The organism is Chryseobacterium pennipullorum (assembly GCF_003384725.1).
Lineage (GTDB): Bacteria > Bacteroidota > Bacteroidia > Flavobacteriales > Weeksellaceae > Chryseobacterium > Chryseobacterium pennipullorum.
This window is the reverse complement of the sequence record NZ_QNVV01000004.1, coordinates 175,681-186,393: the sequence shown is the minus strand read 5'-3', so window position 1 is coordinate 186,393 and position 10,713 is coordinate 175,681. Positions and strand designations below refer to the sequence as shown.

General features: G+C 37.0%; 15 protein-coding genes. 6 read left to right on the top strand and 9 right to left on the bottom strand.

Annotated features, from left to right (window positions below; all coding sequences use genetic code 11):
- Positions 1–238 precede the first annotated feature (238 nt).
- Positions 239–1,069, top strand: a complete 831-nt coding sequence (gene murI, locus DRF67_RS07235) for a glutamate racemase (protein WP_115927626.1) — start codon at positions 239–241, stop codon at positions 1,067–1,069.
- A 114-nt stretch (positions 1,070–1,183) separates the two neighbouring features.
- Here the strand turns inward: murI and DRF67_RS07230 are convergent, their stop codons facing one another.
- The gene (locus DRF67_RS07230; protein ID WP_115927625.1) at positions 1,184–1,783 is read right to left on the bottom strand and encodes a nitroreductase family protein; all 600 of its coding nucleotides are present in this window, start codon (positions 1,781–1,783) and stop codon (positions 1,184–1,186) included.
- 82 nt (positions 1,784–1,865) lie between these two features.
- Between DRF67_RS07230 and DRF67_RS07225 the strand changes: the two genes are divergently transcribed.
- On the top strand, positions 1,866–2,213 hold the full coding sequence (locus DRF67_RS07225; protein ID WP_115927624.1) for a winged helix-turn-helix transcriptional regulator: 348 nt from the start codon (positions 1,866–1,868) through the stop codon (positions 2,211–2,213).
- Here the strand turns inward: DRF67_RS07225 and DRF67_RS07220 are convergent.
- The 6 genes from DRF67_RS07220 to DRF67_RS07195 form a co-directional block, all read right to left on the bottom strand.
- Positions 2,210–2,782, bottom strand: coding sequence for an RsmD family RNA methyltransferase (locus tag DRF67_RS07220; protein WP_115927623.1), 573 nt, complete (start codon positions 2,780–2,782; stop codon positions 2,210–2,212). The two genes, DRF67_RS07225 and DRF67_RS07220, sit on opposite strands and share 4 nt — an antisense overlap.
- A 99-nt stretch (positions 2,783–2,881) precedes the next feature.
- Positions 2,882–3,598, bottom strand: a complete 717-nt coding sequence (locus tag DRF67_RS07215; RefSeq protein WP_115927622.1) for a DUF3822 family protein — start codon at positions 3,596–3,598, stop codon at positions 2,882–2,884.
- A gap of 18 nt (positions 3,599–3,616) precedes the next feature.
- Positions 3,617–4,111 carry a Smr/MutS family protein gene (locus tag DRF67_RS07210; protein ID WP_115927621.1) on the bottom strand — a complete coding sequence of 165 codons (495 nt, stop codon included), beginning with the start codon at positions 4,109–4,111 and terminating at the stop codon, positions 3,617–3,619.
- A gap of 90 nt (positions 4,112–4,201) precedes the next feature.
- The gene (locus DRF67_RS07205) at positions 4,202–4,699 is read right to left on the bottom strand and encodes a metallophosphoesterase family protein (RefSeq protein WP_115927620.1); all 498 of its coding nucleotides are present in this window, start codon (positions 4,697–4,699) and stop codon (positions 4,202–4,204) included.
- Positions 4,699–5,148, bottom strand: a complete 450-nt coding sequence (locus tag DRF67_RS07200) for a hypothetical protein (RefSeq protein WP_228435756.1) — start codon at positions 5,146–5,148, stop codon at positions 4,699–4,701. Before DRF67_RS07200 ends, DRF67_RS07205 begins: the two co-directional genes overlap by 1 nt.
- Positions 5,149–5,230: 82 nt before the next feature.
- Positions 5,231–5,695 (bottom strand): hypothetical protein, encoded by a 465-nt coding sequence (locus DRF67_RS07195; protein WP_115927619.1) that lies wholly within the window; start codon positions 5,693–5,695, stop codon positions 5,231–5,233.
- A gap of 99 nt (positions 5,696–5,794) precedes the next feature.
- On the opposite strand from DRF67_RS07195, the gene DRF67_RS07190 reads away from it, so the two are divergent.
- Complete coding sequence (locus tag DRF67_RS07190) at positions 5,795–7,339, top strand: serine hydrolase (RefSeq protein WP_115927618.1); 1,545 nt, start codon at positions 5,795–5,797, stop codon at positions 7,337–7,339.
- 176 nt (positions 7,340–7,515) lie between these two features.
- Here the strand turns inward: DRF67_RS07190 and DRF67_RS07185 are convergent, their stop codons facing one another.
- On the bottom strand, positions 7,516–8,406 hold the full coding sequence (locus tag DRF67_RS07185; protein WP_115927617.1) for an archaemetzincin: 891 nt from the start codon (positions 8,404–8,406) through the stop codon (positions 7,516–7,518).
- On the bottom strand, positions 8,387–8,863 hold the full coding sequence (locus DRF67_RS07180) for a SixA phosphatase family protein (RefSeq protein WP_115927616.1): 477 nt from the start codon (positions 8,861–8,863) through the stop codon (positions 8,387–8,389). Before DRF67_RS07180 ends, DRF67_RS07185 begins: the two co-directional genes overlap by 20 nt.
- Before the next feature lie 115 nt (positions 8,864–8,978).
- On the opposite strand from DRF67_RS07180, the gene ruvX reads away from it, so the two are divergent.
- The 3 genes from ruvX (at position 8,979) to DRF67_RS07165 (ending at position 10,601) form a co-directional block, all read left to right on the top strand.
- Complete coding sequence (ruvX, locus tag DRF67_RS07175; protein WP_115927615.1) at positions 8,979–9,395, top strand: Holliday junction resolvase RuvX; 417 nt, start codon at positions 8,979–8,981, stop codon at positions 9,393–9,395.
- Positions 9,392–9,964 carry a peptide deformylase gene (def, locus tag DRF67_RS07170; protein WP_115927614.1) on the top strand — a complete coding sequence of 191 codons (573 nt, stop codon included), beginning with the start codon at positions 9,392–9,394 and terminating at the stop codon, positions 9,962–9,964. The genes ruvX and def overlap by 4 nt, the downstream gene beginning before the upstream one ends.
- A gap of 79 nt (positions 9,965–10,043) precedes the next feature.
- Positions 10,044–10,601 (top strand): DUF5606 family protein, encoded by a 558-nt coding sequence (locus DRF67_RS07165; RefSeq protein WP_115927613.1) that lies wholly within the window; start codon positions 10,044–10,046, stop codon positions 10,599–10,601.
- The last annotated feature ends 112 nt before the right edge of the window (positions 10,602–10,713 follow it).

Sequence of the window (10,713 nt, the reverse complement as noted above, 5' to 3'; positions counted from 1 at the left end):
TTATTTCTTTATTTGCGTTGGTGGAAATATTGATAAAATTAGCAAAATTAGAGGCTGTCCAAAACAATTTGGACAGCCTCATTTTTCGTTGAAATTTGCTTAATAGACAAATGACAGAATAGAAAAAAACATTTTGATCTGAAAAATAAATTAAAGTAAGATATCCAGAATATTTTCAATCGGCATCTTCATTAAAATATCGGATTATTCATTATTTTTGTATAAAATTTCAGCTCATTTGAAAACTAAAAAACAAGATTATTCACATCTTTCACCAAACCAGCCTATTGGTATTTTCGACAGTGGAGTAGGCGGTCTTACGGTGGCCAAAGAAATTAAAAGACTTTTGCCTAATGAAGACCTGATCTACTTTGGAGATACAAAGCACCTTCCTTATGGAGAAAAATCCAGGGATGCTATTATTGAGTATTCTACAAAGATCACCAACTTTCTGCTCGAGCAGAACTGTAAGGCGATTGTGATTGCTTGCAATACCGCTACCGCTAATGCATTGAATGAGGTGATGCAGTCTGTGGCAGGCAGGGTTCCGGTTATCGACGTTATTAATCCGGTCGCTGAAAAAGTTTCCTACGAAATTCATAACAACGTAGGCGTAATTGCCACTAAGGCAACTGTGAATTCAGGACTGTATAAAAAGAGCATCAGAAAGCATAATAAATGGATCAAAGTGGATGAGCTGGCGACTCCATTGCTGGTTCCTGCCATTGAAGAGGGGTTTAAAAATCATCCGATCACGCATGCTATTATTTATAATTATCTAAGCAATAGTAAATTAAAAAATATTGAAACCCTGATCCTTGGATGTACCCACTATCCGCTATTAATAGATGAGATCAAGCAATATTATGGAAACAGGGTGCGGGTGATTGATTCTCCAAATATAGTAGCCAATCATCTGAAGATTATTCTGGATAAGTATAACCTCCTCAATGAGCATAATCCAAAACCGAATTACCATTTCTATCTTTCCGATCTTACCAAGAATTTTGAAAAGATCTCCAAAAAGTTCTTCGGAAAGACCATCGATTTAGAATTAAAAGTATTATAAACAAGAAGCTGTTTCAGACGAAACAGCTTTTCTTATATCATAAATATAGTTTCCTGAAGATTTTACTTATTGAGCAAATTTCTATAGGAAGATCAATTTGCGTGAGATTAATAATTAGGCTTCCACAATCACCTTTTCAGCTTTCAGCCTTGTCTTTGCATTGAACTTAGGCTGATTGGCATCTGCATCATCTCTTTCCCCGATTGCTACGGCAAATAACGTCTCATACCTTTCATTTTTAAGAATAGCATCATATCCTTCGGGTTCAATTCCCTCCATGGGAGTGGAATCTATTCCCATGGCTGCACACGCAGACAAGAGCACTCCTAATGACAAATAAACCTGGTGTCCGAGCCATGATTTTATAGCATCTTCTCCCTTAGGTTTTACCATGGTCCGGTAATAGTTAACAGATCCTTCCGGAAGATTTGCTTCGATTTGCTTTTCAAAATTTTCTATGCTTTTGATCACCTGAAAAACAATAACGTGGCTACTGTCCAATACTTTTTCTTTATTAAAATAAGACTTATCACCCAATTGCTTTTTCAGCTCCGGATCGTTTACAAAGATAAAATTCCATGGCTGGCTGTTGATGGACGAAGGGCTGAGCTGTATAATCTCTTTAAGAGCTGCAATTTGATCATCACTGATTTTTCCCTGTGGGTTATACTTTTTCACAGTATACCGTGTTTTCATTTTGTCTAAAAAGTTCATAATTTTATACTATCATTTTTATAGTTACAAAAGTAATTTAAGTTTACTAACTTTGCAATAACGGTTAAAAATGATAGTATAGATGTATACAGTAGATAATAAATCCTATCCCTGTTGTACCAGCGTGACGATGAGGTTTATAGGCGGAAAATGGAAAGCGGTTATTTTGCATCACTTAATTGGTGGTGCACAAAGATATAGCGAATTAAGGAAATCGATCCCAACCATTACCGAAAGAACGTTGAGCCTGCAGCTCAAACAGCTGGAAGAGGATGGAATTGTAAACAGAACCGTTTTTACAGATAAACCACCCCTGGTGGTTGAATATCAGCTGACGGATTTTGGAAAAACACTGCTTCCCGTACTGGAGGCAATCACAAAGTGGGGCCAGGAATCTCCCGCTATTTCAAAAAAAATAATCAGGAATTAAATTTCCTGATTATTTTCTGTATTCGGGGCAAAAAAACTGAAACTCACGTTTCCGTATTTTCGGGTATCTTTTAAATTGGGGTGTTCCAGTTTCATCCGGCTCTGGTGTTCTACGATAAGAACGCCGTTCTCTTTTACATATTTATTGTTTAAAACCAAAGAGATCAGCTCATAGTATTTCTTTTCTTCCATCTCAAAAGGAGCATCAGAAAAAACAATTTCAAAAGATTTTTTATTTCTGAATTTTTTAAGCCAGTCAAATACATCACCTCGCTGCACGTTGATTTGAATTGCCATATCCAGCTCTGCTGCAGTGGTATTGATAAATCCAGTATGCTTCGGGTTCATCTCTACAGACGTCACATCCTGACATCCCCGGGAAGCAAGTTCCAGGGATATCGAACCGATTCCTGCAAAAAGATCCAGTACAGAAATAGATTGCATATCATAAGTGTTCTCCAGAATACTGAATAAAGCCTCTTTGGCAAAATCAGTGGTTGGCCTTACATCAAAGTTTTTAGGAGCGGCAATCTTCTTGGCTTTCCATTTGCCTGATATTATTCTGAACATAGTATTGTTAGGGTTTAGATGATAGGTTTCGGAGGCTAGGGAGTAGATAATACATTATTACTTTCTATAGAGGCTAAGCCCTTCCTAAGCTCTCGAACCTTAATTAAGTATAAAATTCTTGTTGGGAATATTGTCAAAAATAATTTTCAGGTTTCTGACAAATTTCTGGAGTTCAGAAATGAATGTTTCATTTTCAGTAGTTTCTCCATAAGCAAAAAAGCTGGTCTCATTGATTCCGAAGCCTATCTTGCTCAGAGTAAACATAATGAAGTAAAGAAAATCTACTTCTGAATTTACGTCCAGATTGTTATAAAGGATTATTTTTTTGTTGTCGATGGCGAAAAATTCGCATTGGTTATGGTAAAGATTAATATGAATTTCCTTACTGTTTTTATTGTTAATGGAATTCAGAAACTTTTCCCCTGAGAAATTAAAATGTACCGGAACTGCCAGCTCTTTTATTTTTTTGTAATAATTTTTCGGGAAAGTGTAATAGAACTGAACATTAAACTTTTTATTGATGGAAAGCATCAGTTCTTCCTTTTCCTTATCAGCAGGAGCATTGAAGGCAATAAGATCAAATCCGGCTTCGTGCTCTGAAAAACCTTCAGGCATCAGTGTAAAATGATTCCATGCAGAAACTACCTGGATTTCATCGAAGCGTTGTTTCAGGAGAACTTCGTCCAGTTTTTCCTCAATAAGATTGGCTGGTGTTTCCTCAGTGACGAAGTAGGACTTTTCTTCCAGAATGTTTCTATTTTTAACAATCTGATAGATGAGTCCGTCTTTGGTAAAAAGTAAATTAAGTACGTTCATATTTCAATTCCTGCAAATTTAGTGAAATTCTACCATTACCGCACCCGATTGATGGTGAAGTATTTCCTTATTATAAAAATCTATATTGACCTGACTCTCCAACACATCCCGGACCATTCTCTGAAGAGTGCCGTCACCAATACCATGAACAATCTCCAGTCTTTTTAGATTGTTTTTCCTGCAGAACTCCAATACTTCAATCAGTTTTTCCTTTTGAATAAACAATCTTTCAAAACTATCATAATCACTGGGATTTTTTACCAAGTTATGAAAATGCAGGTCTACAACCAAATGACTTTTCTGATGTTTTTTAGAAATGTTTTTTTGGGGCTCCGGCTTCTTTATGACTTTTATATTCTCGTAAAGATCAGCATTTTTTGGGACAAGTTTTTCCTTTGGGTATTGGTGTGTAAAGCCATAATCATCCTTGAAAACCACAATGTTTCCTTTCACGGATGTTACCATTCCGCCTAAATCTTCATCTACTACCGAAACTTTATCGCCAATCTTCATAATTCTTATCTGAACCAATTATTTGTGCAAAGGTAAAAAGTAAAAAGGAGGATAAGAAATCCAGATCTATATATCCAGGTCTTCTCTTCATCAAACTCTAGGTCCAAGTTCTATAATTTCCAGGTCTTTGATTTCTTCACCATCCACCACAAAACGCATCATTGTCCTTACTTTGTGCCAGCCTTGTTTCCCACAGGCACCAGGATTAAGATGCAAAAGGCTGTTTTTTTCATCGTACATCGCTTTTAAAATATGGGAATGTCCTGAAATAAATAGTTTCGGAGCTTTTTCAGCAATTTCCTTTCTGGTAAGTGGGGTATATTTTCCTGGATATCCGCCTATATGGATCATCAAAACTTCCAGCTTTTCACAGATGAAGCGGTTGACTTCTGGAAATTCCGCCTGAATCGTAGCATTATCAATATTCCCATAAACGCCTTTTAAAGGTTTTACTTTTTCAAGCTGCTCAATAACGTCCATACTTCCGAAATCTCCACAGTGCCATACTTCATCAGCCTTGGAGGCATATTCCAGGATCAGGTCATCAATATAAGAGTGGGAGTCGGAAAGGAGAAGAATATTTGTCATTATCTAAGCGTTCTATCGGTAATATTTTCGTCGTATTTTTCTTTGAATACCACAATACGGTCAGCATTAAGTTCACCGTCATGGTTGATGACCCTTTCTTTTAAAAGCCATCTTACCAGTTTTTCCATTCCCTTTCTGGAATTCATGAAATTGGCAATTTTTGCTAGGTCTGTCGATTCTATTTTAATTTTTTCCGTCAGAAAATTCAGGATAAAATAATCATCATTTACATATCTTGGTGTCTCATTATCCATATATCTGTACAGTAAAATTTCTTCATCATCTTTCATAGAGAAAAAAGAGTATTGTGCAGCGTTGATCTTTTCTGCTTTTAAAATTTGCTTTCCGTCAAGAAGTACTTTATCATCTTTGATTGTAACTTCCTGGGAAAAATATAAATTACAGCCTATGATCAGGAGAAATAATGTTGATAATTTGTTCATTGCCATTTTCATTCCTTTTAGAATACAAAGATAAAGAAGCTAACCTAATTATGGTGTTGAACCAGGCAATTCGTTTAGCCTCCGAATATCAGTAGGAAATATCTTTTGATCTGCGTATAGAATCGAATTTCTTTTCAGTGGCAGCATCAAAAAGCCTTTTTAATTTTAATTCACTCTCCGTAAGTCTTGAAATGATAAAGTTGCCATTCATACTGGGATTGGAAGAAAATATGATGGTAACCGTACTGTCGGAAGTTTTTTTCCAATCCCCGATATACCTTTCGAATTGTAAACTTCTGTTATTGAAGTCTTCCAAGATACCGTTTCCGTTTCCCGGCCGGTTTAAATTTCCCAAAATCTTCCCGTTCTTTTTAAAACGCAGGCCCAGGCTCTTGGGATCAAAAACATCCTGCTTTACGTAAGTGTAAATATAGGTGTCGAACTTTGTGAGCTTCCATGTCTGTAGAAGCAGAAGATGAGAGGCTTTATCCTGACTTTTCACAAAACTGAAGGTGCAAAATGACAAGATAATGGCGCAGGTAAGCTTTTTCATGAGTATAAAACCGGTTTGGAGGTCAATGTAAGTAAAGTTTTATCGTTGACAAAATTAACATCATCGAATATTTATTAAATTTGGAAAAATTAAAAAATAATGAAACAGAAACTTTCTTTTTTTATTTTCCTTTTGACCGTAGGATTGGCCAACGCACAGGTTGAGGAGAAAAAACTGGATGACCTGATCCGGAATACTTTGAAAACCTTTGATGTTCCCGGCATGTCTGTGGGAATCGTAAAAGACGGTAAGGTAACGTATTCCAAAGGCTTTGGAGTGCGCTCTCTTACTACCGGGCAGCCTATGGATGAAAATACGCTGGTGGGAATTGCTTCCAACTCTAAAGGATTTACCTGCGTGGCATTAGCAATTTTGGCAGATGAAGGAAAACTGGGATGGGATGATAAAGTTTCGAAATATATTCCTGAGTTTCAGATGTACGATCCATATGTTTCCCAAAATGTAACGGTAAAAGATCTTATCACCCACAGGGCGGGATTAGGATTGGGACAGGGAGATCTGATGTTTTTTCCGGAAGGAGGAAATCTGACGGTTAACGATATTGTTCACAATGTAAGATTCCTGAAACCTGAAAATCCTTTCAGAACAACCCTTGATTATAATAACATCATGTTCATCGTTGCCGGTGAAGTCATTCACAGGGTTTCGGGATTGAGCTGGGCAGAATTTATTGAACAGAGAATTATGAAGCCGGTAGGAATGTCATCAAGCTTTGGAAGCTACAGCAGGGCAAAGGCTACAGCCAACAAAATTGATGCTCATGCTCCTGTAAATGGAAAAGCAATTGCCGTTCCTCATGACTGGAACGAAACCGCGAATGCGGCAGGTGGTATCATGAGTAACATTAAAGATATGACAACATGGGCAGAATGCCTTTTAAATAATTTCACGACGAAAGATGGTAAGAAACTGGTTTCAGATAAAAATGCTCAACAGCTCTGGAGCCTTCAGATACCGGACCGCGTAGCTGCAAAAAATCCATATGATACCAGCTTTTACGGATATGGCCTGGGTTGGTTCTTAAGTGATGTGAAAGGCCACAAGCAGGTACAGCATACCGGTGGATTAATTGGTACCGTCACTCAGTTTACTTTGATTCCTGATATGAAACTGGGAATTGTGGTATTAACAAACCAACAGTCGGGTGCTGCTTTCAATACGATTACCAATACGGTGAAAGATTCTTACCTGGGCGTAGCAGACAGAAACTGGCTGAAAACATATGGCGACAGAATGTCTAAAATAGAAACCGATTATAATAAGCAAAAGAAAGATGCTTTTACAAAGTCTGAAGCATTTAAAAAAGAAAAATCTCTTCATCCTAAAGCAGAACAGTTTACAGGAACGTATAATGATGTCTGGTTTGGTGATGTGGACATTACACAGCAGGGAAATACTTACAGGATTTCTTGTAAAAACTCTCCAAGATTAAAAGGAGAACTGCTTCCTTACTCTAACAATTCTTTTATTATCAAATGGGATGACAGAAGCTATGATGCCGATGCTTATCTTATTTTCAATTATGACGAGAACGGAAAAGCTCAATCTGCAAAGCTAAAAGCAATTTCCGATGTCACCGATTTCAGTTTTGATTTTGATGATCTGGATCTGAAGAGGAAATAAAAGACGAAAAGATTAAAAGGAAAACCGGAAAAATATTCAATAGGAACGGGCTTTGGCCCGTTTTTCATTTTTACAACAGTAATGGCTTTAGCAGAAGTTAACGACTTCATCAAAAAAAATATTTTTTGTTAACCCTGCGGAGGATAGGAATATACACCCTGTAAAAGGAATATTGGTTATTGTAACCGATTTAGGTCTTGCTCTGTTAAAGAAAGTTCTGTATTCAAATACTGTTTTTCAAAGAAGCCTTTTAATTCAAGAAGTCTTTTCTTAGGGTCATAAGGTATACTAGAATTCAGTTTTCTTTGGCATAATGAACATGCTCTTGCAGGATGAGCATCCGTTTCCGGAAGCGAAATGGTGCCATTCATGACACAATCTGCATTCAGGCAATGGCTGATCCCGAACATATGCCCGATCTCGTGGGAACTGATCTTTATTAATCTGAGGAGACTCTGGTTGAAATTGGAATCTGTTAAAGAGCCATTTGAAAATCTGTATATCGAAGTCACTCCCACACCGTCTTCGTATGATGCCATTCCAAAAACATAGTTCCATTCCGGTTTGGGGAATAGATCTTTTTCAGTAATTCCCATTAATGCGACAGCATCTTTGGGTTTTCTTTTGATCAGAATACTGTCCAGCACATAGCCTGCAAGAATTTGCTGATGTCCTTCCTTTGAATTTCTTTTGACTTTACCCGGAAAAATAGTATTGGGTAAAACGGGAAGTATTTTTGTTTCCAGTTGGAAGTATATTTTTAAATACTCTTTGGTGAGTGCTATTTCTTTTTTCTGCAGTTCATCAAACTTTCCGATCGGCTGCAGATAGATGGTATTTTTGCCAGGCTCAGGTTTAATTTTTTTTAACTTCTGAAAATCTGCATAGGTCTGGAAATGTTCGTCATGACGATAACGCCAGCTACCGGGTTGAGGAGAAGAAAGCTTAATATCATTTGACGCAACAGATTCGTAATAATTTTTCTTCTGTTTCTGGCATGAAAAAAGAAGGATAAATAGCGTACTAAAAAAAAGTAAGGAAGAGAAGTTATATTTTTCCTGGCTCATAAAAGAAAAGAAGTTTCTTTCTGGCACCGTCAAACTCGGACCATGATTCGCAGTCTACTTCGAAACCGGCCACTCCACAGGTAGGAAAATGAAAAATATCTTCAGAAATGGAATTGGCGAAATTGGAAATTCCATTGTTGTGAGAGAAAAAAGCTACCGAACTCAGGTTGTCATCCAGGTCGTAGATGACAGATTCAAAACTTCTTTCTGAAGGGTTATACAGCTTTTCATCCGTAGAACAATGCAACTGATAGGTCTGATTAAAAATTTTACAGGTATTCAGAGCACGGACTGCCGGGCTGGATACAAAGTGATCGATGCTGATGTTATTGCTTTTCATGAATCGGGACATGTTCATAGCATCCTGCAAACCTTTATCTGCTAAAGGTCTGTCAAAGTCCTCCGTTTCTTCCGGCCAGTCGCTCTTCGCATGTCTTACGAGGATGAGTCTCTTCATATATTTGTTTTTTGGAAGATTAAAATTATAAAAAAAATAATGGAATAAAACATGATTTATATAAAAAAACTGCGTTATGAATAAAATCAGTAAATTTTACTAAATTTGCAGACTTATGGGACAAATCCTTGCAATAGACTACGGAAAAGCTCGTTGTGGCATTGCTGCAACGGATGATATGCAGATCATCGCCAGTGGGCTGGAGACTGTAGAGAACCGTTCTTTAATGGATTTTTTGAAAAAATATTTCAGCCAAAACAAAGTAGATGAAGTAGTAATTGGACTTCCCATAGATTTGAAAGGAAATGTTTCAGAAGTGGAGACGGATATTTTAAAGTTCATTGAAGAATTTCAAAAAGAATTTTCAGATATTGCAGTTCACCGGTTGGATGAGCGGTTCACTTCCAAAATGGCCTCGTTTTTTATTTCCCAAAGTGGAAAGAATAAGAAAAAGAGGCAGGAGAAAGGACTAATAGATAAAGTAAGTGCAACGATCATATTGCAGAATTTTTTAGAACAAAAATTAAGATGATTTTACCGATAAGAGCTTTTGGGGATCCTGTTTTGAGAAAAGTGGGAAAAGATATAGACAAAGATTATCCCGGATTACAGGAACTGATAGATAATATGTTTGAAACGATGTACAGCGCCAATGGTATAGGCCTTGCTGCGCCTCAGATCGGTTTGGATATCCGTCTGTTTGTAATAGATGTAACACCTCTTGCAGAAGACGAGGATTATGAAGACATCAAGGATGAGCTGGCTGAGTTCAGAAAAGTATTCATCAACGCTCAGATTCTTGAAGAATCAGGCGAAGAATGGAAGTTCAACGAAGGCTGTCTTTCGATTCCGGATGTAAGAGAAGATGTGAAAAGAAAGGGCACCATCGTGATTGAATATTATGACGAAAATTTTGTAAAACATACAGAAACTTTTTCCGATATTAGAGCCCGCGTAATTCAGCATGAATATGACCACATCGAAGGGGTATTATTTACCGACCATCTGAGTGCGTTAAAGAAAAAACTGGTAAAAGGAAAACTGACTAAAATCTCCCAGGGTGACGTAAGCATCGGTTACAAAATGAGATTTCCAAAATAAGTGAGACAAGGATAAAAAAAGAAAATAATAAGAGGCAAAGAGCTGAAAGCTGGTTGCAAAATTTACAAAAAATAAAATTATGCTGTTAGAAAAAATAATTTCAATTTCTGGAAAACCAGGACTTTACAAATTAGTTTCTCAATTAAGAAACGGGTTCATCATTGAAGAAGTTACCAACAAAAAAAAGGTAAGCATTGGAAACTCAAGCCAGGTAAGTTTACTAGACAATATTGCGATGTTTACATTTGAAAAAGAAGTTCCTTTGTTCGAAGTTTTTGAAAATATTGCTAAAAACAACGATTACAAAGAAACCATTTCTCACAAATCTTCTGATGCGGAGCTGAAAGAATTTATGCTGGCATCACTTCCTAATTATGATACGGAAAGAGTATATGCTTCTGACATCAAGAAATTGGCTCAATGGTACAACATTCTTCAAAAGGCAGGATATATTACTCCTGAAAGCTTTGTAAAAGCAGAGCCTGAAACATTAGATGGAGAGCCTGCAGAAGAAATCAGCATCGATAAAGATGCTAAAAAAGCAGCTCCTAAAGCGGAAAAGCCTGCTGCTCCAAAAGTAAAAGCTACTTCAGCAGCAAAATCTGCTCCTAAAAGTACACACAGAAAACAAGGATAATTCATTCAATTTGAATTAAAAATATAAACCTCGTCAAATGGCGAGGTTTTTTTTGAATCTGAAAGCATTCTGTAAAATAGATCTTCATTTCGCATTGCTGTAATCAGAATGA

What these genes read in the sequence shown, in the direction of transcription:
- DRF67_RS07230 (WP_115927625.1), bottom strand. Translation starts at nt 1,783, where the DNA reads ATGAACTTTTTAGACAAAATGAAAACACGGTATACTGTGAAAAAGTAT.
- DRF67_RS07225 (WP_115927624.1), top strand. Translation starts at nt 1,866, where the DNA reads ATGTATACAGTAGATAATAAATCCTATCCCTGTTGTACCAGCGTGACG.
- DRF67_RS07220 (WP_115927623.1), bottom strand. Translation starts at nt 2,782, where the DNA reads ATGTTCAGAATAATATCAGGCAAATGGAAAGCCAAGAAGATTGCCGCT.
- DRF67_RS07215 (WP_115927622.1), bottom strand. Translation starts at nt 3,598, where the DNA reads ATGAACGTACTTAATTTACTTTTTACCAAAGACGGACTCATCTATCAG.
- DRF67_RS07210 (WP_115927621.1), bottom strand. Translation starts at nt 4,111, where the DNA reads ATGAAGATTGGCGATAAAGTTTCGGTAGTAGATGAAGATTTAGGCGGA.
- DRF67_RS07205 (WP_115927620.1), bottom strand. Translation starts at nt 4,699, where the DNA reads ATGACAAATATTCTTCTCCTTTCCGACTCCCACTCTTATATTGATGAC.
- DRF67_RS07200 (WP_228435756.1), bottom strand. Translation starts at nt 5,148, where the DNA reads ATGGCAATGAACAAATTATCAACATTATTTCTCCTGATCATAGGCTGT.
- DRF67_RS07195 (WP_115927619.1), bottom strand. Translation starts at nt 5,695, where the DNA reads ATGAAAAAGCTTACCTGCGCCATTATCTTGTCATTTTGCACCTTCAGT.
- DRF67_RS07190 (WP_115927618.1), top strand. Translation starts at nt 5,795, where the DNA reads ATGAAACAGAAACTTTCTTTTTTTATTTTCCTTTTGACCGTAGGATTG.
- DRF67_RS07185 (WP_115927617.1), bottom strand. Translation starts at nt 8,406, where the DNA reads ATGAGCCAGGAAAAATATAACTTCTCTTCCTTACTTTTTTTTAGTACG.
- DRF67_RS07180 (WP_115927616.1), bottom strand. Translation starts at nt 8,863, where the DNA reads ATGAAGAGACTCATCCTCGTAAGACATGCGAAGAGCGACTGGCCGGAA.
- ruvX (WP_115927615.1), top strand. Translation starts at nt 8,979, where the DNA reads ATGGGACAAATCCTTGCAATAGACTACGGAAAAGCTCGTTGTGGCATT.
- def (WP_115927614.1), top strand. Translation starts at nt 9,392, where the DNA reads ATGATTTTACCGATAAGAGCTTTTGGGGATCCTGTTTTGAGAAAAGTG.
- DRF67_RS07165 (WP_115927613.1), top strand. Translation starts at nt 10,044, where the DNA reads ATGCTGTTAGAAAAAATAATTTCAATTTCTGGAAAACCAGGACTTTAC.